A 23,111-nucleotide genomic window follows, 5' to 3' on the forward strand; every position below is an offset into this window, starting at 1 on the left:
GCCGCGCCGCCCCAGGGCATCCGCGATGAGCTCCACCAAGACCACCAGCAGGCTGGCCGTCCGCTACTTCGACGACCGCGTCCTGCTCAGCGACACCTCGGCCTGGGCCTACTTCCGGCTGCCCACCGTCTCCTACGAGTTCACCACTCCGGAGGAGCGCGAAGGGCTGGCCACCAACATCACCATCGCGCTGGCCGCGATCCGGATGACCGACGCCGAGGTGCACCTGCGCATCGCGCAGCGCGCCTACCCGGCGGCGGAGTGGGCCACCCGGCTGGACGAGACCTCCGACGGCGGCCCCGGCTGGTACGACTACCTGGACGAGTCCTACCGGCACGTGTGGGCCAAGGACTTCTGGACCAAGGAGGTCTACCTCGGCGTGCGGCTCGGGCAGCGCGGCGTGCGCGCCCAGCTGGCCGGCAGCGGCGTCTTCTCCCAGCTCTTCGCCGCCTACCAGCGCAGCGAGCAGGTGCTGGGCCTGGAGGACGAGACCATCTCGACCGGGGAGATCGCCCGCTGGACCGAGCAGGCCGAGCGGCTGGGCCGCGCCCTGTCCGCGAGCGCCCTGTACGCCAGGCACGCCCGCGCCTCCGAACTGGCCTGGATGATCCGGCACGCCGTGATGGGCCTGGCCGGAGAGCCCCGCCCGTCGTCCACCCCGCGCCGCCGCTGGGGGGCGGGCGAGATCGAGGCGCTGGCCGAGGGCGTCATCCACAACGGCCGCTCCCACCTGCGGCTGGACCAGCCCACCGGCTCCGCCTACGCCGCCCACGTGTCCTTCGCCCGCTTCCCCGACCTGATGCCCTTCCCCGACGGCGAACCGTGGCTGCACTACACCGACGCGCTGCCCTTCCCGGTGGAGGTCTCGGCGCGGATGAAGCTGATCCCGCCCGCCAAGGCCAGCAAGGACGTCGGCCGCAAGCTCGCGCACGCCCGCGACATGGACGCCCACATCCGCGAGGCCGGGGTGGAGGCGCCGATCGCGCTCGCCGAGCAGATCGACGCGGCCCGGATGCTGGAGCACGGCATCACCAAGGAGCGGCTGCCCTTCGTCTACGGCTGGCACCGGCTGATCATCGGCGCGCCCACCGAGCAGCTGCTGCTGCAGCGGGTCGAGGCCGTGGTGGAGCACTACCGCGACATCGGCATCGACATCGTCAACTCCACCGGCGACCAGTTCGCGCTCTTCTGCGAGGCGCTGCCGGGCGACCGGATCAGGCTCAACGCCTACGCGCAGCGCCAGCCGCTGCGCACCATCGCCGGCGGCATGCCCACCGCCACCGTCGACCTCGGCGACCGGGTCGACGACTCCGGGGCCGGCTGGGTGGGCCCCTACATCGGCGAGACGCTGGGCCGGGCCCGCTCCATCGTGCACTTCGACCCGCTGGTGGCGGCGGCCCGCAACCGCCCCACCGCGATCGCGATCACCGGCGAGCCGGGCGGCGGCAAGACCACCCTGGCGCTGCTGCTCATCTACCAGCTGGCCCTGCGCGGAGTGACCGTCGCCGCCATCGACCCCAAGGGCGACGCCGAGTCGCTGGTGGAGCTGCTGCGGCGCCGCGGCCGCAAGGCGCGGATGATGAACCTCGGCTCGGCCGCCCCCGGCCTGCTCGACCCCTTCGGCTTCGGCGACGACCTCGCCGCCAAGAAGACGATGGCCACCGAGACGCTGCGGCTGCTGCTGCCGCGGATGAGCGAGGAGCGCGAGAGCGCGATGATCCAGGCGGTGGCGGCGGTGGCCAACCAGCCGCAGCCCAGCCTGCTCAAGGTGGTGGAGCACCTGGAGGGCGCCACCGACCCCGCCTCGCGCAACCTCGGCGCGGTGCTGCGCTCCATGTCGGAGATGCGGCTGGCCAGCCTCTGCTTCGACCCCCAGGGCGAGCACCAGATCGACAGCGCCGGCTGGACCACCGTGTTCACCCTGGGCGGGCTCACCCTGCCCGACTCCGGCCTCGGCCGCGACGACTACAGCTACGAGCAGCGGCTGTCGGTCGCGCTGCTCTACCTGGTCAGCCAGTTCGCCAGGCGGCTGATGAACGGCCTGGACCGGCGCCTGCCCAAGGCGATCTTCCTGGACGAGGCGTGGGCCATCACCTCCACCCCCGAGGGCGCCAAGCTGGTGCCCGAGGTCTCCCGGATGGGCCGCTCCCGCAACACCGCCCTGATCCTGGTCAGCCAGAACGCCGGCGACCTGCTGAACGAGCAGGTCACCAACTGCCTGTCCAGCGTGTTCGCCTTCCGCTCCAGCGAACGCGTCGAGGTGGCCAATGTGATGGCGCTGCTCGGCGTCGAACCCGTCGAGGAGCACAAGGCCGTCCTGCGCAACCTCGGCAACGGTGAGTGCATATTCCGGGATCTGGACGGCAGGGCCGGCCGGATCGGCGTCGACCTGGTCTCCGAGGAGCTGCTGAGTTGGCTCGACACGAACCCCACCCGGCAGCGGCCCGCGGCGGACGACCGGGCCGAAGCCGAAGCGGCCGACGACGGCACGACCCTGCCCGGGGCGCGGCGGTGACCCGGCGCCGGCTGCGGGCGGCGCTGCTGACGCTGCTCACCGGCCTCTTCCTGATCATCCCGGCCGCCTCCGTGCAGGCCAGCCCGGGCGGCGGCCTGTTCGGCAACCCGCTGAACGCCCTGTGCGCCGACCCCGAGGTCATGCCCGAGGACCCCGACGGCGGCATGGGCGGCCTGCTGCGCCCGACCGACCGCCCGGCCGACCCGCCGCTGCCCGCCCCGGCCGACTGGCCCGTCGAGGCGGCCGACGCCGTGCCCGAGGGCGCCAGCCACTACGGCCAGTACGGCACCGCCGGGCAGCTGTGGATCGCCCGCGGCCTGGGCTGCGCCGGGATGTGGGACTTCGGCGCGCTCGCCGCCGTGCACACCTTCGAGCTGTCCAACATGGTCAACGAGCTGACCATCACCGTCTACCAGGCGGCCAACAACCCCGACCTGACCAATGTGCTCAACGAGCCGGTCGAGCGCGTGGTGACGGCCCTGCGCGACGGCCTGTTCAACCCCTTCCTCACTCCGGTGATCATCCTCGGCGCGGTCTGGCTGGCCTGGTGGGCGCTGATCCGCCAGCGTGCCTCGGTCACCTTCGAGGGCATCGGCTGGATGGTGCTGGCCACCGGCGTGGCCATCTGGATCATGACGAACCCCTCCAGCGTGCTGGCGGGCGCGAGCTGGGTCACCAACTCCGTCACCACCGTCGCCAACGGCGCGCTCTCGCGCGTCACCATGGGCGAGGTGTCGGAGAGCTGCCCCGGCGACGCCGCTCCGGTGGAGCGGGCGCCCGGCGAGGAGGACGCCGACTTCGCCAGCCGCAGCAACAGCAACGTCCTGTGGACCACCCTGGTCTGCCGCCCGTGGGTGGCCGGCCAGTTCGGCAGCGGCCCGGTGGCCAACCAGGCGGCCGAGGAGCACGCCGCCGCGCTGCTGCACGCCCAGGCCTTCACCCGGCTGGAGCTGGCCGCGATCCGCGCCGCCGACGACCCCGGCCAGGCGTATGAGGCGGCGGTCACCCACAAGCGCGAGGAGTTCGACCGCATCCACAGCGCGGTCGAGGAGGACTACCCGGAGATCTACCCGTATTTCCAGGGCCATGACGGCGTCGGGCAGTTCGGGGTGGCGCTCACCGCGCTGCTGTCGGCGGTGCTGGCCGGCGGCCTGATCCTGGTGGTGTCGGCCGCGATCATCGTGCTGAAGCTGGGCCTGTTGCTCCTGCTGCTGGTCTCCCCGTTCTTCTTCCTGCTCGGCCTGCATCCGGGCTTCGGCCGCATCCTGCTCACCCGCTGGTTCGAGATGACCATCGGGATCCTGCTGAAGCAGATCTTCGTGGTGCTGCTGCTCAGCGTGCTGATGCTCTGCTACACCCTGGTGATGACCAGCTCGCTCGCCTGGGGCCTGCAGATGCTGCTCATCGCGCTGCTCACCTTCGCGGTGTTCATGTACCGCCGGCCGTTCCTGCGGCTGTTCGCCTCGGTGAACGCCGACAGCTTCACCGGCCGCGTCGTCCGCGACGCCGCCACCACCGGGGTGGTGGGCCAGGCCGCCAACGTGCTGCCGCCGGTGGCGATGGCGCGGCTCAACCGGTGGATGTACCGCAAGGGCGAGCCGGCCATCACCGCCGCGGCCGCGGGCACCGCGGCGGCCGCCGCGGCCGGGGTGCGCGGCCGGGGCGGCCAGCCCGGCACCGACGACCCCGAGGCCGCGGGCACCCCGGGCGAGGGCGAGACCGGCCGGGCGCGGGTGCGCGGCGGCGGCCCCAACCGCCAGTCCGGCAGCCCGCCGCCGCTCAACCTGCCCACCCGGCCGGGCGAGCAGCCCGGCACCGGTACCGCCCCCGGCACCGGCGCGGCGCCGCCGCCGCTCGGCGTGGCGCCGCCCTCCGGCTCGCCGCGGCCCATCCCGTGGCGGTCCAGCTCCGGCACGCCCGCCAATGTGCGGCCCGTGTCGGCGAGCCCGCCGCCGCGCGGCCAGGACAGCGCGGGCGGGGGAGGCGGCGACGCCTACGCCGGCGGACCGTCCGAGGCGCCGCCCCGCTCCGGCGGCGGCGCCCCGTTCGGCGGCGGTGGCGGCGGCGCGGGCGGCTGGTTCTCCGGCGGCCGGCGCGGCGGCTCCGAGCCCGCGCCGCGCCCGCGCCGGGAGCGGCCGCGCGACGGCGGCCGGCGCGAGGGCCCCGCGCGTCCCCGCGGCGGCGAGCCCGCCGCCGGGCGCCGGTCCGACGCGGCCGCCCGGCCGCGTCCCGACGGCTGGTTCGACGCGGAGCGCGACGAGGCGCCGCCGCTGTGGGAGACGCCGCGCCGCCGCGGCAGCGCTCGCGGGGGAGACGTGCCGTTCTGGCTGCGCCCCGGCGACCGCGACTGACGGACGGCGCGACGGTGGGGCACGGGTGACCGAGGAGTCAGCGGGTGGCTAGGGAACTGTCCGACGGGCAGCGCAAGGCCCTGTTCGGGGTGCTGGTACTGGTGCTGGTCGCCTTCGGCGGCTACATCCTGTTCTTCCGGCCCGACGGCGGCCAGGAGGTCGCCGCGGAGCCGGACCCGGGAGCGGAGGCGGCGGCCGGCGCGCCGTCCACCCCGGCCGGCCCGCCGCCGGATGCGGCCGAGCCCGCCGAGGGCGGCGCGTCGGCGTCGGGCGGGGCGGAGGCCGACGTGTTCGCCTGGTTCCCCGTCGACCGCGAGGAACTGCTGGCGGCCGCCGCGGTCGCGGAGGAGTTCGCCGTCGAGTACACCCGCTTCGACTACCGTGAGTCCGTCGAGGACGCGGTCGCGCGGATGAACGAGCTGTCCACCGAGGAGTTCGCGGGCGGCGCGGCCAGCGCGGGCGGCGGCGCGGCGCGCGAGGAGCGCGTCACGGCGCAGACCGTCACCACCAGCACCGCCACGATCGACGCGGTGCGCGACATGTCGGCGAGCACGGTCATCTTCGAGGTGGGCGTGCGGACCAGTACCGCGGAGGCCGGCGGCGCCCCCCAGGACGACGCCGAGAACCTGCTGGTCACCGTGGTCTACGAAGGCGGCGCCTGGCTGGTGTACGACCTGGCGCCCGCCGACGTGGGGAACCAGGGGGAGGGCTAGCGGCGATGGCCCCGGACACCCCCCACCCCCTGGGCTCGACCCTGCTGCGCCGGATCGTGCGCGACGACTCCGGCGGTGTGCGCGGCGGCTGCCTGCTGGCCGTCGGCGCCCTGGCCGCGCTGCTGCTGCTCGGCATCGGCGCCCCGATGATGATGGGCCCGCCCTCGCCGCTGGTCCAGCTGATGGCGCAGAGCTGCGAGGAGGGCGGTGGGCAGGACCAGGACCAGCCCGCCCCGTCCGTGCTGGCCAATGGCGAGATCCCCAGCGACTACCTGGAGATGTACACCGAGGCCGGCGAGGAGGCCGGCGTCCCCTGGAACGTGCTGGCCGCCATCGGCCAGCGCGAGACCCGGCACGGCACCTGGGACGCCGAGGGCGTCACCAGCGGCGCGAACCCGTGGGGCGCGGCCGGCCCGATGCAGTTCGGCATCGGCGGCGCGGCCGGCAACACCTGGGGCGGCGAGCCCGAGCAGCCGGCCAGTGAGCGCGAGGGCGTGAACGGCTTCGGCATCGACGGCGACGGCGACGGCATGGTGAGCGTCTACGACCCCGGCGACGCCATCCCGGCCGCCGCCGACTACCTGGTCGCCCACGGCGCGCCGGAGAACATCCGCGAGGCGCTGTTCGCCTACAACCACGCCAACTGGTATGTCAACGAGGTGCTGGAGATCGCCGCCGCCTACGCCGACGGCGACTTCGACGTGGTGGAGCGCGAGCGGCAGACGGCCGAGTGCGTCGTCAACGTGGCCGAGGCGAGCCTCGAAGCGCCCAACGAGCTGGTGCAGACCGTCATCGACTTCGCGATGGCGCAGCGCGGCCTGCCCTACGTGTACGGCGCCACCGGGCCGGACGCCTACGACTGCTCCAGCCTGATGATGCGCGCCTACGAGCAGGTCGGCGTGACCATCCCGCGCATCTCCCAGGACCAGTGGAACTTCGGCCCGAGCATCCCGATCGGCCAGGAGCAGCCCGGCGACCTGGTGTTCTTCGACATCTCCCGGGCCGGTGAGCCCCCCGGGCCCGGACACGTCGGCATGGTCATCGGCGACAACCTGATGATCGAGGCGCGGGGACGCGCCTACGGCATCCTCACCGGTCCCTACCAGGGCGAAGGGCGCGCCCAGGTGCTCGGCTTCACCCGGCCGCTCGCCCACGAGCAGGTCAGAGAGCAGCTGGGCCTCGACGGATGACCGGCGGATGACCCTCCCCGTCCGGCGGAGCCGGGCGGGGCGGTACGGGGCGCGGCGCGGGCCGCGCGGGGGGAAGGGCGCGGACGTGTCGGAGGCCACGCGCGAGCCGGTGCCGGCTCCGCCGGGCACGACCCTGGTGGTCGGCGCGGCGATCGTCAGGGACGGGCGGCTGCTCGCCGCGCAGCGGGCGGCGCCGGCCGCGCTGCGCGGCGGCTGGGAGTTCCCAGGCGGCAAGGTCGACCCGGGGGAGACCCCGGTGCAGGCGCTGCTGCGGGAGTGCCGCGAGGAACTCGACGTGCGGGTGGAACCGGGCCCCGAGCTGCTTCCGCGCACGGGCGCGGCATGGCCGCTGAGTGAACGCGCGGTGATGCGGGTGTGGCTGGCGCGGGTGGCTGAGGGGGAGCCGCGTGCGGTGGAGCACCTGGCCCTGCGCTGGCTGGCCGCCGACGAACTGCTCGACGTCGCCTGGCTCGCCGCCGACCTGCCGGTGGTGGCGGCGGTGCGGCCGTATCTGAGCGGCGCGTGGGTCTCCTAGACTTGGGGTATCTTCCCGCCGCGCCGGGCGCGGCCCTGTCTCACCTGGATCGAGTCGAACTCCCCATGGCCGCACCCGCCTTCCGTACCGACCTGCGCAACATCGCCATCGTCGCCCATGTCGACCACGGCAAGACCACCCTCGTCGACGCCATGCTCTGGCAGTCGGGCGCCTTCCGCGCCAACCAGGACGTGGACGAGCGCGTCATGGACTCCAACGACCTGGAGCGTGAGAAGGGCATCACGATCCTGGCCAAGAACACCGCCGTGCGCTACCGGCCGCCGGGCGGCGAGCCGATGACCATCAACATCATCGACACCCCCGGCCACGCCGACTTCGGCGGCGAGGTCGAGCGCGGGCTGTCGATGGTCGACGGCGTGGTGCTGCTGGTCGACGCCAGCGAGGGGCCGCTGCCGCAGACCCGGTTCGTGCTCCGCAAGGCGCTGGCCGCGAAGCTGCCGGTCATCCTGGTCATCAACAAGGTCGACCGCCCCGACAGCCGCATCGCCGAGGTGGTCGACGCCACCTACGAGCTGTTCATCGACCTCGACGCCACCGAGGAGCAGATCGACTTCCCGATCGTCTACGCCTGCGCCCGCGACGGCCGGGCCTCGCTGGAGCGGCCCGGCGACGGGCAGCTGCCGGCCGACGAGAACCTCGAACCGCTGTTCCGCACCATCCTGGACACCATCCCGGCGCCCGAGTACATCCCGGGCGCGCCGCTGCAGGCCCACGTCACCAACCTCGACGCCAGCCCGTTCCTCGGCCGCCTGGCGCTGTGCCGGGTGCACCAGGGCGAGATCCGCAAGGGCCGGCAGGTCGCCTGGTGCCGCCGCGACGGCAGCGTCAGCCAGGTCAAGGTGACCGAGCTGCTGATGACCGACGCGCTGGAGCGCGTCTCGGCGGAGCAGGCGGGCCCCGGCGACATCATCGCGATCGCCGGCATCCCCGACATCATGATCGGCGAGACGCTGGCCGACCCCGCCGACCCCCGGCCGCTGCCGCTGATCACCGTCGACGAGCCGGCCATCTCGATGACCATCGGCATCAACACCTCGCCGCTGGCCGGCCGCACCAAGGGCTCCAAGGTCACCGCCCGGCTGGTCAAGGACCGCCTCGACCGCGAATTGGTCGGCAACGTCTCGCTGCGGGTGCTCCCCACCGAGCGGCCCGACACCTGGGAGGTGCAGGGCCGCGGCGAGCTGGCGCTGGCCATCCTGGTCGAGCAGATGCGGCGCGAGAACTACGAGCTGACCGTCGGCAAGCCCCAGGTCGTCACCAAGGAGGTCGACGGCAAGCTGCACGAGCCGGTCGAGCGGCTGACCATCGACGCCCCCGAGGAGTACCTCGGCGCAATCACCCAGCTGCTGGCCACCCGCAAGGGCCGCATGGAGCAGATGACCAACCACGGCACCGGCTGGGTGCGGATGGAGTGGCTGGTCCCGGCGCGCGGCCTGATCGGCTTCCGCACCGACTTCCTCACCGACACCCGCGGCACCGGCATCGCCCACCACGTCTTCGAGGGCTACGAGCCGTGGTTCGGCGAGCTGCGCACCCGCCCCACCGGCTCGCTGGTGGCCGACCGCTCCGGGGTGGCCGTCGCCTACGCCATGTTCAACCTCCAGGAGCGCGGCACCCTCTTCGTCGAGCCCGGCACCGAGGTGTACGAGGGCATGCTCGTCGGCGAGAACTCCCGCTCCGACGACATGGACGTGAACATCACCAAGGAGAAGAAGCTCACCAACATGCGCTCCTCCACCGGCGACGAACTGGAGCGGCTGATCCCGCCGCGCCGCCTCTCGCTGGAGCAGGCGCTGGAGTTCTGCCGCGAGGACGAGTGCGTCGAGGTCACCTCCGACACCGTGCGGCTGCGCAAGGTGGTGCTGGACGCCAAGGAGCGCGGCCGGGCCAGGTCCCGCCGCTCCCGCGACTGAGCCTCCGGCCGCCCCCGGGCACCGGGTGCGGCGCGCGTATCGTGACTCCGCCGCGCTGGACGCGGCACGCACGGCCGGGCAGCATGGCGCTGTCCGGCTGCGCGGCGTGAGGACGGTCCCTGGTGACTTCGGTGGAGCCCCCCGGTTCGGCCCTGGCCGAACCCACCCGCCCGGTGCGCGCCCCGTGGGTGGCGCTGCTGGCGCTGGCCAACCTCGGCCTGATGATCGGCTACTACGGCCCGCTGCAGATCCTGCTGCCGTCGCGGGTCGCCGAGATCGCCCCCGGCGGCGACGTGGTGGCGCTCGGCTGGATCACCGCCGCGGGCGCCGCCGTCTCCCTGGTCGTCAACCCGCTGGCCGGGGCGCTGTCGGACCGCACCGCCGGGCGCTTCGGCCGCCGCCGGCCCTGGGTGCTGCTCGGCGCGGTGGCCGGGGCGCTGGCGCTGTGCCTGCTGTCGGCGCAGGCCACCGTGGTCGGCCTGCTGATCGGCTGGTGCCTGGCGCAGGGCAGCCTGAACGCGCTGCACGCCGCCCTGTACGCCGCCGTGCCCGACCGGGTGCCGGTGGGCCAGCGCGGCGCGGTGTCCGGCTGGCTCGGGGTGCCGCGGGCGCTGGGCATCGTGGTCGGCGTTTTCGTGGTGACCATCCTGGTCACCGACGGCACCTGGGGCTTCGTCGCGGTCGGCGCGCTGGTGCTGGTCTGCGCGCTGCCCTTCACCCTCACCCAGCCCGAGCCGCCGCTTCTGCGCGAGCAGCGCCCGCCCTTCAGGGCCCGCGCCTTCCTGGCCGGCTTCTGGGTGGACCCGCGGCGGCACCCCGACTTCGGCTGGGCCTGGACGACCCGCTTCCTGATGCAGCTCGGCAACGCGATGGCCACGCTGTACCTGCTGTACTTCCTGCGCGACGCCGTCGGCCACCCCGAGCCCGACACCGGGCTGCTCGTACTGATCCTCGTCTACACCTGCGCCGTCATCGCCACCACGGTCGTCGGCGGCATGGTCTCCGACCGCATCGGCAGACGCCGCGGCCTGGTCTGCGTGGCGGGCGTGGTGATGGCCGTGCCCGGCGTGGTCCTCGCCTTCGTCCCCGACTGGACCGCCGCCATCGCCTCGGCCGTCGTGCTCGGCCTCGGCTACGGCGTCTACCTCTCCGTCGACCACGCCCTGGTCACCCAGGTCCTCCCCAGCGCCTCAGGCCGCGCCAAGGACCTCGGCATCATCAACATCGCCGACTCCGCCCCCCAGGTCCTGGGCCCCGCCCTGGCCGCCCCCCTCGTCGCCTACCTGGGCGGCTACACCACCCTCTACCTGACGGTGGCCGCCGTCACGGTCCTGGGCGCCGTCCTCGTCTGGCGGATCAAGAGCGTGCCCTAGGCCGGCCGCACGAGCGGCCGCCGCGGCGGGCCGATAATGGCCGGTATGCCGACGAACGGGTACTGGGACCGACTGATGGACGCGCTGCCGGCCGACCGGCGCGCCGCCGCCCTGGCCCTGCGCGACCGCCTCGCCGAACTGGGCCACCCCGAGCCGGAGGCCGGGGCGGCCGCCGAGATCGACGCCGATGCGCCGGAACTGGCCCGCTTCCTGGCGCTCCGCTCGCTGTGGCCGACCCTGATCGACTCCTGGGCCGCCCCAGGCGCCCTGGAGTCGCTGCCCGCGGGCCGCCGGCTGCTGGCGGCGGGTGCCGACGCCGACGACCTGGCCAGGCTGGCCCGCAACGCCGCTCAGGCGGCCGCCTTCGGAGTGCTCCACCACCTCACCGGCATGGGCCGCGACCCCGAGGCGCCGGCCGACACCCCGGGCTGGGCACTGATGGAGACCCGCCCCGCCGAGGCCGCCGGTGAGGACGTGCTCACCGGCCGGACCCTGGAGTCCCTGCACGAGGACCTGATCACGCTCGATCCCTCCGGCGAGGACGGCGCCGACCTCCTCCGCTGAGCGGCCCTGCGGATCGCCGCGACGCATCGTCGGAGAGGTCGATCGCGCCGTCGATGAGCTCGTCGACGAACTCCAGGCGCCTGCGGCGCCCGGCGATCTCGTCCAGGTCCTTGTCGACGGCCTCCACCTCGGCCGCGGTCTCCGGCTCCACAGCTGCACGATGGCCGCGCGGCCCGGCGGACGGTGCCGATGACCGCCTCAGGTGTTCGGCACCTTCGGGGTGTCCTTGGCCGGGCGGCGGCCGATCTTGGAGCCGAGCCAGACGACCGGGTCGTACCTGCGCGAGGCGACCCGCTCCTTGAGCGGGATCAGCGCGTTGTCGGTGATCTTGATGTGCTCGGGGCAGACCTCGGTGCAGCACTTGGTGATGTTGCAGTAGCCGAGCCCGAAGTCGTCCTGGGCGATCATCCGGCGGTCGGCGGTGTCCTCGGGGTGCATCTCCAGTTCGGCCACCCGCATCAGGTAGCGCGGGCCGGAGAAGTGCTCCGTGTTCTCCTCGTGGTCGCGGATCACGTGGCAGACGGTGTTGCACAGGAAGCACTCGATGCACTTGCGGAACTCCTGCGAGCGCTCGACGTCCACCTGGCGCATCCGCATCTCGCCCGGCTTCACCCGCGGGTCGGGGGTGAAGGACGGGATCTGGCGCGCCTTGGTGTAGTTGTACGACACGTCGGTGACCAGGTCCCTGATGACGGGGAAGGTGCGGATCGGCGTGACGGTGATGACGTCGTCGGGCCCGAAGAGGTTCATCCGGGTCATACAGGCCAGCCGCGGGCGCCCGTTGATCTCCACCGAGCACGAGCCGCACTTGCCCGCCTTGCAGTTCCACCGCACCGCGAGGTCGGGCGCCTGGGTGGCCTGCAACCGGTGCAGGACGTCCAGGACCACCTCGCCCTCGTTCACCTCCACCGTGTAGTCGACCAGCCGGCCCTCGCCGGCGTCGCCGCGCCAGATCCGGAAGCTCGCCTTGCTCATGGTCGCCTCCCCTTCCCGCTCGTCGTGCGGACGGCGCGGCCCGGCGGCCGCTCCGGCGCGGGGCGCGCGACCGCCCCCGCGGACCGTCCCGCCGTCACGGCCGCTCCCCCTCGGGGAGCTCGGCCAGTTCGGCTTCGGTCAGGTACTTCGCCAGCTCGCTCCGCTCGAAGAGGGCGAGCAGGTCGTCGCGCATCCGCTCCAGCGGCCGGCGGCCAAGGGTGACCTGCTCGCCGGCCGGATCGGCCCGCAGCACCAGGGTGGTGGTGCGCCACTCCGGCGACATCTCGGGGAAGTCGTCTCGGGTGTGGCCGCCCCGGCTCTCCTGCCGCTCCAGCGCCGCCATGGCGGTGCCGATCGAGACGAGCAGCATATTGCGCAGGTCGAGCGCCAGATGCCAGCCGGGGTTGTAGGGCCGGGCGCCCTGGGCGCTGACGTGCGCGACCCGCTCCTTGAGCTTGTCCAGCGAGTCGAGCGCCTGCTTCATCTCGTCGGCGCGGCGGATGATGCCGACGAGGTCGTTCATGGTCTGCTGCAGCTCCTGGTGCAGCAGGTACGGGCTCTCGCCGCCGGTCCGCTCCAGCGGCGCCAGCGCGGTGGCGCGCGCCGCGTCCAGGTCGGCCTCGCCGACCCGCGGCCGGTCCTCGCCGAGGCCGTCGACGTAGGAGGCGGCGCCCAGCCCGGCGCGGCGCCCGAACACCAGCAGGTCGGACAGGGAGTTGCCGCCCAGCCGGTTGGAACCGTGCATACCGCCGGCCACCTCACCGGCCGCGAACAGCCCCGGCACGGTGGCCGCGGTGGTGTCGGGGTCGACCTCGACACCGCCCATCACGTAGTGGCAGGTGGGGCCGACCTCCATCGGCTCGGCCGTGATGTCGACGTCGGCCAGCTCCTTGAACTGGTGGTGCATCGACGGCAGCCGCCGCCGGATCTCCTCGGCGGGCATCCGGGTGGACACGTCCAGGAAGACGCCGCCGTGGGGTGAGCCGCGGCCCGCCTTCACCTCGGCGTTGATGGACCGGGCCACCTCGTCCCTGGGCAGCAGCTCCGGCGGGCGGCGGTTGTTGTCGGGGTCGGTGTACCAGCGGTCCGCCTCCTCCTCGGTCTCCGCGTACTGGCCGCGGAAGACCTCGGGGACGTAGTCGAACATGAACCGCTTGCCCTCGGAGTTGCGCAGCACGCCGCCGTCGCCGCGCACCGACTCGGTGACCAGGATGCCCTTGACGGACGGCGGCCAGACCATGCCGGTGGGGTGGAACTGCACGAACTCCATGTTCAGCAGGGTCGCCCCGGCGCGCAGGGCCAGCGCGTGGCCGTCGCCGGTGTACTCCCAGGAGTTGGAGGTGACCTTGAAGGACTTGCCGATGCCGCCGGTGGCCAGCACCACCGCCGGCGCCTCGAACACGACGAACTCGCCGGTCTCGCGCACGTAGCCGAAGGCGCCGGCGATGCGCTCGCCGTCCTTGAGCAGCTCGGTGACGGTGGTCTCGGCGTAGACGCGCAGCATGGCGTCGGGGTCGCCGAGCCGCTCGGCGTCGGCCTGCTGCAGGGCCACGATCCGCTGCTGGAGGGTGCGGATCATCTCCAGGCCGGTGCGGTCGCCGACGTGGGCCAGCCGCGGGTACTCGTGGCCGCCGAAGTTGCGCTGGCTGATCCGGCCGTCGGCGGTGCGGTCGAAGAGCGCGCCCCAGTGCTCCAGCTCCCAGACCCGGTCCGGCGCCTCCTTGGCGTGCAGCTCGGCCATGCGGGGGTTGTTGAGGAACTTGCCGCCCCGGATCGTGTCGCGGAAGTGGACCTGCCAGTTGTCGCGGGCGTTGACATTGCCCATCGCCGCCGCGGCGCCGCCCTCGGCCATCACGGTGTGCGCCTTGCCGAACAGCGACTTGCTGATCACGGCGGTCTTCTTGCCCTGCTCCCTCGCCTCGATCGCGGCGCGCAGGCCGGCGCCCCCGGCTCCGATCACCACGACGTCGTAGCGGTGCCGGGCGACGGGAGCGGCCGCGGCGCCGTCGCCCTCCGCGCCGGCTGGGGAGGGTCCGGGCTGCTGGTCTGCTGGTGTGGACATCGCTGGGCCGTGTCTCCTGGGGTGCTCAGTTGAAGAAGCGCAGGTCGGTGATGACGCCGCTGGACAGCAGCGCGACGTAGAGGTCGGTGAGGACGAGGCTGCCGAGGGTGATCCAGGCGAACTGCATGTGCCGGGTGTTCAGCCGGGAGATCTGCGTCCACATCCAGTACCTGACCGGGTGCCGGGAGAAGCTCCGCAGCCGCCCGCCGAAGGCGTGCCGGCAGGAGTGGCACGACAGGGTGTAGCACCACAGCAGCACGACGTTGGCCAGCAGGATGAGGTTGCCCAGGCCGATGCCGAAGCCGCCGTTGTGGCCGTGGAAGAGGGCGACCAGCGCGTCATAGGTGTTCAGGACGGCGATGGCGCCCGCGATCCAGAAGAAGTAGCGGTGCAGGTTCTGGCCGAGCAGCGGGAACCGGGTCTCGCCGGAGTAGCTGCGGTGCGGCTCGCGCACGGCGCAGGCGGTGGGCGCCTGCCAGATGGCCCGGTAGTAGGCCTTGCGGTAGTAGTAGCAGGTCAGCCGGAAGAGCAGCAGGAACGGCAGGGTGGCCGCCGCGAAGGGCATGAACCAGGGGAAGGCCCACGGCAGGGTGCCGAACACGGCCGAGCCGGGCTCGCAGGTGGCGCTCAGGCACGGCGAGTAGAACGGCGTCAGGTAGTGGTACAGCTCGACCCAGTAGTGGTCCTGCTGGAACGACCGGAAGGTCGCGTACCCGACGAATCCGGCCAGCCCGAGCACGGTGAGGATCGGCGAGAGCCGCCAATTGTCCGTGCGGAAGGTGGGGGCCGAGATCTGCGCGCGCTTGTTGGCCGGGCGCGGTTGGGCCACTTGCGTCATCCGACGTCTCCTCTTCGGCGGTTACGCCCCGACGCGCCGCTCGGGCGGCGAGTTCGTGCTGCGGGACCGGCGTCCGCCCTCAACGAGTTGCGCAGGTGTTTCCCCTACGTTAGATCGATGCAGATTACCGAGACGAGGCGGCTTCCGGGACGGTCTCTGTGAAACTGGCCACGTCCATTGTGACACTTCCATTTCGTGGAAAACCACCGGGTCGAAAGTGCCCACTTGGGGTTTTGGTCGACCGTTGACCGACGAATCGTGACTCATTCGCTGTGCTCGCCGTCGGATGCGCGCCCGATTCGCTGTCCGGTTCATTATGGTTCGCCGGATTTCGTGAGGTCCTGGGCCCGGCGGTCCGAGCCTGATCGATCGTCGATCGTTACACGTGCGGTTCGGCGATCAGCTCCAGCCCGGCGGGCAGGCCGCCGCTCGCCGCGGCGTCGCTGAGGAAGTCCAGCAGCGTCTCCTCGAAGGCGCGGGTGGCGTTGGTCGGCACCACGTCCCTGCGGTGCGCCAGCGCGATGGTGCGGGCCAGCCCCGGCGGCGCCAGCGCGACGCCGCGCAGCTGCGGCCGGCCCGCCAGCGCCATGCTTGGCACCACCGCCAGGCCGAGACCCGCCTCCACGAAGCGCAGCACCGCGTCCATCTCGCCGCCCTCGACGGCGAAGCGCGGCTCGAAGCCGGCCTGCCGGCACGCGGACAGCGTCGCCTCGCGCACGTCGTAGCCGCGCCGGAACATCACCAGCGGCCGGTGCCGCAGCTCGTGGATGGCGACGTGCCCGGCGCCGGGCCCGCGGCCCGGCGGGTCCGCGGGGCCGTCCACCGGCGCGGCGACGACCAGCTGCTCCTGCAGGATGGACCGGGTGGCCAGCGGGGTGTCCGGCGCGGCCACCGGCAGGATGATCAGCGCGAGGTCGAGTTCGCCGCGCGAGAGGTGGCGCACCAGGTCGCGCGAGCCGTCCTCCTCCACCACCAGGTCGATGCCGGGATAGCGGTTGTGGAAGAGCGCGAGCGCGTCGGCGAGCGGCCCGGCGCACAGGCTGGGGGTGGCGCCCAGCCGCATCCGGCCGCGGCGCAGGCCGGCCAGCTCCTGCACCTCCCGGCGGGCCGTCTCGGTGTCGGCGAGGATGCGCCTGGCCAGCGGCAGCAGCGCCTCACCGGCCGCGGTGAGTGTGATATTGCCCCGCGCCCGGTTGAACAGGATCACACCCAGGTCCAGTTCGAGGGCCCGGATCTGCTTGCTCAACGAGGGCTGCGCGACGCGCATTTCCTCTGCTGCCTGGGTGAAATGGCGCGTCTCGGCGACGGCGGTGAAGTAGGCGAGCTGCTGCAGCTGCATGCTCATAGCCTACGGCTATCGAAACGAGTGCCTTCATGTCTTGGCGCTTTTAACCGGACGGACATACGGTGACGAGCTGTGCAGACAGTGATCCCGACCCGATACCGGTCCTCGGTCTTCCTCAAGGCCGCGATGGCCGTCACCGGCGCCGTCATGGTGCTCTTCCTGATCATGCACATGGTCGGCAACCTGAAGGCATTCGAGGGCCAGGAGTCCTTCGACGCCTACTCGCACTGGCTGCGGGTGGTGGGCTACCCGGCGGTGCCCGAGGGCGGACTGCTGTGGGCGATCAGGATCGCGCTGACCGTGAGCGTGGTGGTGCACATCGCCTCCGCCACGGTGCTCGCGCTGCGCGCCCGCCGGGCCCGGCCGCAGCGGTACCAGACCCGCAAGCGGGTACGGCAGAGCTACGCCTCCCGCACCATGCGCTGGGGCGGCGTCATCATCGCCGTCTTCGTGCTGTACCACATCCTCCACCTGACGGTGAACGTGATCGCCCCCGGCGGCGCCTCAGACAGCCCGTACGAGCGCCTGGTCAACGGGTTCCAGCAGCCGCTGGTCGCCGTCTTCTACATCGTGTCGCTGCTGCTGGTCGGTCTGCACCTCCAGCACGGCCTGTGGAGCGTCTTCGCCACGCTGGGCGCCAGCAGCGGCCGCAGGGAGCCGCTGCTGCGCGGCGGCGCCACCGCTCTGAGCGTGCTGCTGATCGCCGGCTTCATGCTGGTGCCCGTCTCCGTAATGATCGGCTGGGTGAGTTGACCATGACCGCTTCCGACGGTTCCCACGCCCCGATGACCCCGATGCCGCTCTACACCGACGGCGAGCCCATCGCCGACACCAAGGCGCCCGCCGGCCCGATCGAGGCCCGCTGGGACGAGCGCCGCTTCAATGCCCGCCTGGTGAACCCGGCCAACAAGCGCAAGCTCACCGTGCTGGTCGTCGGCACCGGCCTGGCCGGCGCCTCGGCCGGCGCGACCCTCGCCGAACTCGGCTACCACGTCAAGTCCTTCTGCTACCAGGACAGCCCGCGCCGGGCGCACAGCATCGCCGCCCAGGGCGGCATCAACGCGGCCAAGAACTACCGCAACGACGGCGACAGCATCCACCGCCTGTTCTACGACACCGTCAAGGGCGGCGACTTCCGGGCCCGGGAGTCCAACGTCTACCGGCTCGCCCAGGTGAGCGTCGAGATCATCGACCAGTGCGTCGCCCAGGGCGTCCCCTTCGCCCGCGAGTACGGCGGCCTGCTCGACAACCGCTCCTTCGGCGGCGCGCAGGTCTCGCGCACCTTCTACGCCAGGGGCCAGACGGGCCAGCAGCTGCTGATCGGCGCCTACCAGGCGCTCAGCCGCCAGATCGGGCTCGGCAACGTCGAGATGCACGCCCGCACCGAGATGCTGGACCTGATCGTCGTCGACGGCCGCGCCCGCGGCATCGTCACCCGCGACCTGGTCACCGGCGAGATCTCCAGCCACTTCGCCGACGCCGTCGTGCTCGCCACCGGCGGCTACGGCAACGTCTTCTTCCTCTCCACCAACGCCAAGGGCTGCAATGTCACGGCGGTGTGGCGGGCGCACCGCAAAGGCGCGCTCTTCGCCAACCCCTGCTACACCCAGATCCACCCCACCTGCATCCCGGTCAGCGGCGACTACCAGTCCAAGCTGACCCTGATGAGCGAGTCGCTGCGCAACGACGGCCGGGTGTGGGTGCCCAAGAAGGCCGGCGACGAGCGGCCGCCCAACGAGATCCCCGAGGACGAGCGCGACTACTACCTGGAGCGCATCTACCCCGCCTTCGGCAACCTGGTGCCGCGCGACATCGCCTCGCGCGCCGCCAAGAACGTCTGCGACGAGGGCCGCGGCGTCGGCCCCGGCGAGTCCGGGCACCGCCAGGGCGTCTACCTGGACTTCGCCGACGCCATCCAGCGGCTGGGCCGCAAGGCGGTCGAGGCCAAGTACGGCAACCTCTTCGACATGTACGCGCGCATCACCGGCGAGGACCCCTACACCGTCCCGATGCGGATCTACCCGGCCGTCCACTACACGATGGGCGGCCTGTGGGTCGACTACGACCTGCAGAGCACCATCCCCGGCCTCTTCGTCACCGGCGAGGCCAACTTCTCCGACCACGGCGCCAACCGCCTGGGCGCCAGCGCGCTGATGCAGGGCCTGGCCGACGGCTACTTCGTGCTGCCCAACACCGTCAACGACTACCTCGCCTCCGGCCCCTTCGAGAAGGTCGACGCCTCGCACCCCGAGGCCGTGGCCGCCGAGGAGGAGGTCCGCGAGCGGGTGCGCCGGCTGCTGTCGGTCGACGGCGACCGCACCGTCGACTCCTTCCACCGCGAGCTCGGCAAGCTGATGTGGGACTACTGCGGGATGGAGCGCACCGAGGAGGGCCTGACCAAGGCAATCGACCGGATCAGGGAGCTGCGCGAGGAGTTCTGGACCCGCGTCAAGGTCACCGGCGGCGGCGAGGAGCTGAACCAGTCGCTGGAGCGGGCCGGACGCGTCGCCGACTTCTTCGAGCTGGCCGAGCTGATGTGCATCGACGCGCTGCACCGCACCGAGTCCTGCGGCGGCCACTTCCGCGCCGAGAGCCAGACCCCCGAGGGCGAGGCGCTGCGCGACGACGAGAACTTCGCCTACGTGGCGGCCTGGGAGTACACCGGCACCGGCGAGCCGCCGGTGCTGCACAAGGAAGAGCTGACGTACGAGTACGTCAAGATGACCCAGCGGAGCTACAAGTGAACCTCACCCTGCGGATCTGGCGGCAGAAGGGCTCCGAGGACAAGGGCCGGATGGTCCGCTACGAGGTCGCCGACGTCTCGCCCGACATGTCCTTCCTGGAGATGCTGGACGTCCTCAACGAGCGGCTGACCCTGGAAGGCGAGGAGCCCGTCGCCTTCGACCACGACTGCCGCGAGGGCATCTGCGGCATGTGCGGCATGGTCATCAACGGGGTCGCGCACGGCCCCGAGGTGACCACCGCCTGCCAGCTGCACATGCGCTCGTTCTCCGACGGCGACACCATCGACATCGAGCCCTGGCGGGCCAAGGCCTTCCCCGTGGTCAAGGACCTGGTGGTCGACCGCGGCGCCTTCGACCGCATCATCCAGGCCGGCGGCTACATCAGCGCCCCCACCGGCAGCGCGCCCGACGCCCACTCCATCCCGGTGGCCAAGGCCGACGCCGACAGGGCCTTCGACGCCGCCACCTGCATCGGCTGCGGCGCCTGCGTGGCCGCCTGCCCGAACGCGTCGGCCATGCTGTTCACCGCCGCCAAGGTCACCCACCTCGGCCTGCTGCCGCAGGGCCAGCCGGAGCGGGCGAGCCGGGTGGTCCGGATGGTCGACCAGATGGACGCCGAGGACTTCGGCGGCTGCACCAACATCGGCGAGTGCGCGGCGGTCTGCCCCAAGGGCATCCCGCTGGAGACCATCTCCCGGCTCAACCACGACCTGCTCGGCTCGCTGTCCGGCGCGGACGCGAAGTAGGGCCCCCGGCCGCCGCCCCTGCCTCATCAGGGCGGCGGCCGGGGAACGGCGGGTGCCGGCCCGGTCGGCGGTCAGCCGGTGATCAGGGTCAGGCCCCAGGTCGACAGCGCGGGGTTGACCGGTTGGAAGTAGGTCGTGCCGCCGCTGGTGCAGTTCCCCGAACCTCCCGAGGTCATCCCCTGGGCCTGGGTGCCCGAGATCCACGGGCCGCCGGAGTCGCCGGGCGCCAGGCACACGTTCGTGCGGACCAGGCCGGTGACGGGCCCTTGCGGGTAGTTGACCGTCGCGTTGCGGGCCACGATGGTGCCGCAGCGCCAGCCCGCGACGCTGCCGACCGTGCAGACGGTGGCGCCCACCGGCGCCGGCGTCGAGCCGGTGACCGTCACGCTCGGCCCGCCGTGGGTGTTCAGCTGCGGCACCGAGGTCCAGCCCGAATTGAGCCGCACCCAGCCCATGTCCGATCCGGGGAAGCGCGAGCCGGCCACCACGCCCACCGGCTCGCCTCCCGGCGTGCTCACCGGGGTGCCGGCGCCGCCGCAGTGCCCGGCGATCAGGAAGCCGCCGCGCACGGCGAAGCCGGCGGTGCAGCGGGAGGCGCCGCCGAAGACGAGGGGGTCGCCGGCCCGTATCTGCCCGGCCAGCGTCCGCGGCCGCTCCTCGGAATCCGTCACCCGCACGGCGCCGGAACCGGCACCGGCGGCCGCCACGAAGGCGGCGACCTCGCCGCGCGCGTCCGCGCCGTCCAGGTCGGCGGTGAGCACCACCCGGTTGCCCGGCACGTCGACGTACCAGCCGGAGACGGCGTCCGGCCGGGCAGCGGCCCGCCGGTCCAGCGCCTCGGCGGCGGCGAGCAGCTCGGCGTGGCTGTGCTCCACCAGTTCGGGGACGGCGCCGGCCGCGCGCACGGTGGCGGCGGCGGCCGGGTCGGTGACGCCGACCACCAGCTCGGCGGTGCCCGGGCGCACCGCGGCGCCGCCGAAGTCCTCGGCGCCCAGTTCGCCGCGGAGCCGGCGCTCCAGCGCGCCCGCGTCGGCCTGGCGCTCGATCAGCGCGACCGTGTGCGCGCTCAGGGACGGGGCCGGCTCTGGGGCGGCCGGGGCGGCCGCGGCGGCCGGCCCGAAGGCCGAGGCGCCGGCGGCCAGCACGGTGGCGGTGGCGGCCGCGAGCGCGGCCCGGATCAGGGGGGAGGGTCTCATGGGGGCTTCCTCACCGGTCGGCCGACCAGGACGGCGTCATGGGCCGCGGCCCCGGCCGCCGGGGGGATCGGCCGGGGCGGGGAGGCGAACGGGTGGCACCGCCTGGGTGCCACCCGTCCGCCTGCCGGGAGCGGTGGGCGGTCAAGCGCCCGACCGGACTCCTACTGCGTGTACTGCGGTCCGTTCCCGACCGCCTGCCGGTCTCAGCCTCGCGTCAGGCTCAGGCCGTAGGTGCTCAGGATCGGGTTGAGCGGCTGGAAGAAGGTCGTGCCACCGGTGGAGCAGTTGCCCGAACCGCCGGAGGTGACGCCCTGGGCCTGCGAGCCGCTGATCCACGAGCCGCCGGAGTCGCCGGGCTCGGCGCAGGCGTTGGTGCGGGTCAGGCCGTTGACGGTGCCCTGGGCGTACCGGACGGTCTGGTTCCGCGCCTGGATGGTGCCGCAGCGCCACCCGGTGGTCGAGCCGGAGCGGCAGATCGACGCGCCGATCGCGGCCTCGGTGCTGCCGCTGACGGTGACGTTGCTGCCGTTGTAGCGGTTCACCCACGGACGCGGGGTCCAGTTGCTGTTGGTCCGCACCCAGCCCATGTCGGCGCCGGGGAAGCGCGAACCGGCGACCGAGCCCATGGCGACCCGGTTGAAGCCCGACACCGAGGTGCCGACGCCGCCGCAGTGCCCGGCGGTGACGAAGCCGCCGGAGACCGAGAAGCCCACCGAGCAGCGGCTGCCGCCCGGGTAGTAGGCGTCGCCGCCGCGGATGTCGTAGTAGGTCCGCGGCTGCTCCGCGGACTCGACCACGGTCACCGCGTCGGCCGGCACGCCGGCCGCGTCGACGAAGCGCTCGACGTCGGTGCCGGTCTCGGTCGCGGTCACCACGACCTGGTTGGCCGCCGTGTCGACGTACCAGCCGGTGACCTCGGAGGGAGCGGCGTCGGCCTCGGCGTCGAGGTCGGCCACGGCCGCGTCGAGGTCGGCCTCGCTGTAGTCGACCACGGTCGCGACCGCACCCGCGGCCTCGACCTCGGCGGCCTGGGCCGCGTCGGTCACGGCCACCGTCAGCTCGCCGTCCTCCAGGACGGCGCCGCCGAAGGCGGTGCCCAGCGACTCGCGCAGTTCCTGCTCGGTCTGAGCGGCCTCCGCTTCGACCGCGAGCAGGTCGATGGCCTGCTGCGGGGTGAGCCCGAGGTCGCGCTGCATGGCGTGCAGCACCTGGGGGGAGACCTCGGTCGTGCCCTGGTCGGCGGCTGCCGCCGCTTCGCCGGCGGTCGCGGGCAGCGCGGCCGCGACGGCGAGACCGAGAGCGGCGAAAGCCGCTCCGGCGACCCGTACCACGGTGGTACGTCTCATCCTTCGACTCCTCAGTTTGGGATGGAGGGATCCCGCGGAGAAATGTGGACGGGCGGGGGCCCCACACCGCTGCCGCGGGTGCCTCGCCCACCTCATCCGCACGCCGAGCGTCCTGCAGCACGTCCGGCGATGAGCACGGGGTGGGTTGGCGCGTTGACCATACGTCACCAACTACCAGGCGTAAAAGATGTGTCACTAAAGTTCTAAATCCTTGGACATGTCCGATTTCTGTAGCGAACTCGTCACGGCGCCATTGACGTGCCCTTGGAATCGGACCGCGCGGCGATACGGCGCGGCGCTGACCGGATGCGGTCAGCTGGTTTACCGATCTACGGCGTGTCGATTCGACAGAGATGTAACACGGAACTAACAAATCGGCTTGGTTGCCTGGCTTGGCTGGCCCGGAGCGGTCCGGCAAACCTGGCGCGGGTTCGGAGCGGCCGGAGCAGTCCGGCCGGCCCGGAGCGGCCCGGCGAATCCGGAGCGGTCCGGAGCAGCCCGGCAGACGCGGAGCGGTCCGGAGTGGCCGGGCCGGCCCGGAGCGGCCCGGCGAATCTGGAGCGGTCCGAGACCTAGAGCGGTCCGGAGCAACCCGGCAGACCGGAGCGGTCCGGAGTGGCCGGGCCGGCCCAGAGCGGCCCGGCAGATTCGGAGCGGTCCGAGACCCAGAGCGGCCCGGCGAGT

At 72.9% G+C, this 23,111-nt stretch carries 17 protein-coding genes; 11 read left to right on the forward strand and 6 right to left on the reverse strand.

The window, feature by feature from the left end:
* The first annotated feature begins 25 nt into the window (after nucleotides 1-25).
* From CLV72_RS02610 to CLV72_RS02650, 8 genes are all read left to right on the forward strand, one after another.
* Nucleotides 26-2,515: an ATP-binding protein gene (locus CLV72_RS02610; RefSeq protein WP_106238514.1), complete on the forward strand. Its 2,490-nt coding sequence runs from the start codon at nucleotides 26-28 to the stop codon at nucleotides 2,513-2,515.
* Nucleotides 2,512-4,866, forward strand: a complete 2,355-nt coding sequence (locus tag CLV72_RS02615) for a type IV secretion system protein (protein WP_106238518.1) — start codon at nucleotides 2,512-2,514, stop codon at nucleotides 4,864-4,866. The genes CLV72_RS02610 and CLV72_RS02615 overlap by 4 nt, the downstream gene beginning before the upstream one ends.
* 44 nt (nucleotides 4,867-4,910) lie before the next feature.
* On the forward strand, nucleotides 4,911-5,579 hold the full coding sequence (locus CLV72_RS32015; RefSeq protein ID WP_170140848.1) for a hypothetical protein: 669 nt from the start codon (nucleotides 4,911-4,913) through the stop codon (nucleotides 5,577-5,579).
* 5 nt (nucleotides 5,580-5,584) lie between these two features.
* Nucleotides 5,585-6,769, forward strand: a complete 1,185-nt coding sequence (locus CLV72_RS02630) for a C40 family peptidase (protein ID WP_245929823.1) — start codon at nucleotides 5,585-5,587, stop codon at nucleotides 6,767-6,769.
* An 85-nt stretch (nucleotides 6,770-6,854) separates the two neighbouring features.
* Nucleotides 6,855-7,304, forward strand: coding sequence for a (deoxy)nucleoside triphosphate pyrophosphohydrolase (locus CLV72_RS02635; RefSeq protein ID WP_245929824.1), 450 nt, complete (start codon nucleotides 6,855-6,857; stop codon nucleotides 7,302-7,304).
* 65 nt (nucleotides 7,305-7,369) lie between these two features.
* Entirely contained in the window at nucleotides 7,370-9,238 is a 1,869-nt protein-coding gene (gene typA, locus CLV72_RS02640) for a translational GTPase TypA (protein ID WP_106238529.1), read from the forward strand.
* 122 nt (nucleotides 9,239-9,360) lie between these two features.
* A complete protein-coding gene (locus tag CLV72_RS02645; protein ID WP_245929825.1) occupies nucleotides 9,361-10,611 on the forward strand; it encodes an MFS transporter in 1,251 nt (416 codons plus the stop codon).
* A gap of 45 nt (nucleotides 10,612-10,656) precedes the next feature.
* On the forward strand, nucleotides 10,657-11,175 hold the full coding sequence (locus CLV72_RS02650) for a hypothetical protein (protein ID WP_211302666.1): 519 nt from the start codon (nucleotides 10,657-10,659) through the stop codon (nucleotides 11,173-11,175).
* Nucleotides 11,176-11,373: 198 nt separating this feature from the next.
* Here the strand turns inward: CLV72_RS02650 and CLV72_RS02655 are convergent, their stop codons facing one another.
* From CLV72_RS02655 to CLV72_RS02670, 4 genes are all read right to left on the reverse strand, one after another.
* Nucleotides 11,374-12,150, reverse strand: a complete 777-nt coding sequence (locus CLV72_RS02655; protein ID WP_106238533.1) for a succinate dehydrogenase/fumarate reductase iron-sulfur subunit — start codon at nucleotides 12,148-12,150, stop codon at nucleotides 11,374-11,376.
* 94 nt (nucleotides 12,151-12,244) lie between these two features.
* Complete coding sequence (locus tag CLV72_RS02660; protein ID WP_106238536.1) at nucleotides 12,245-14,212, reverse strand: fumarate reductase/succinate dehydrogenase flavoprotein subunit; 1,968 nt, start codon at nucleotides 14,210-14,212, stop codon at nucleotides 12,245-12,247.
* A gap of 25 nt (nucleotides 14,213-14,237) precedes the next feature.
* The gene (locus CLV72_RS02665; protein ID WP_106238539.1) at nucleotides 14,238-15,050 is read right to left on the reverse strand and encodes a hypothetical protein; all 813 of its coding nucleotides are present in this window, start codon (nucleotides 15,048-15,050) and stop codon (nucleotides 14,238-14,240) included.
* Nucleotides 15,051-15,429: 379 nt separating this feature from the next.
* Nucleotides 15,430-16,389, reverse strand: a complete 960-nt coding sequence (locus CLV72_RS02670) for a LysR family transcriptional regulator (RefSeq protein ID WP_106241138.1) — start codon at nucleotides 16,387-16,389, stop codon at nucleotides 15,430-15,432.
* Between the two features lie 132 nt (nucleotides 16,390-16,521).
* Between CLV72_RS02670 and CLV72_RS02675 the strand changes: the two genes are divergently transcribed.
* The 3 genes from CLV72_RS02675 to CLV72_RS02685 are packed head-to-tail and all read left to right on the forward strand — an operon-like array spanning nucleotide 16,522 to nucleotide 19,885.
* The gene (locus tag CLV72_RS02675) at nucleotides 16,522-17,148 is read left to right on the forward strand and encodes a succinate dehydrogenase cytochrome b subunit (RefSeq protein ID WP_106241142.1); all 627 of its coding nucleotides are present in this window, start codon (nucleotides 16,522-16,524) and stop codon (nucleotides 17,146-17,148) included.
* A 32-nt stretch (nucleotides 17,149-17,180) separates the two neighbouring features.
* Nucleotides 17,181-19,139: a fumarate reductase/succinate dehydrogenase flavoprotein subunit gene (locus tag CLV72_RS02680; RefSeq protein ID WP_106241145.1), complete on the forward strand. Its 1,959-nt coding sequence runs from the start codon at nucleotides 17,181-17,183 to the stop codon at nucleotides 19,137-19,139.
* Nucleotides 19,136-19,885 carry a succinate dehydrogenase/fumarate reductase iron-sulfur subunit gene (locus CLV72_RS02685; RefSeq protein WP_106238541.1) on the forward strand — a complete coding sequence of 250 codons (750 nt, stop codon included), beginning with the start codon at nucleotides 19,136-19,138 and terminating at the stop codon, nucleotides 19,883-19,885. Before CLV72_RS02680 ends, CLV72_RS02685 begins: the two co-directional genes overlap by 4 nt.
* 71 nt (nucleotides 19,886-19,956) lie before the next feature.
* Here the strand turns inward: CLV72_RS02685 and CLV72_RS02690 are convergent, their stop codons facing one another.
* Together CLV72_RS02690 and CLV72_RS02695 are read right to left on the reverse strand one after the other, a co-directional pair.
* Nucleotides 19,957-21,081, reverse strand: coding sequence for a S1 family peptidase (locus tag CLV72_RS02690; protein ID WP_106238544.1), 1,125 nt, complete (start codon nucleotides 21,079-21,081; stop codon nucleotides 19,957-19,959).
* A gap of 203 nt (nucleotides 21,082-21,284) precedes the next feature.
* Nucleotides 21,285-22,427, reverse strand: a complete 1,143-nt coding sequence (locus tag CLV72_RS02695; RefSeq protein WP_106238546.1) for a S1 family peptidase — start codon at nucleotides 22,425-22,427, stop codon at nucleotides 21,285-21,287.
* Nucleotides 22,428-23,111: the final 684 nt, after the last annotated feature.

It is taken from the genome of Allonocardiopsis opalescens (assembly GCF_003002095.1).
Lineage (GTDB): Bacteria > Actinomycetota > Actinomycetes > Streptosporangiales > Streptosporangiaceae > Allonocardiopsis > Allonocardiopsis opalescens.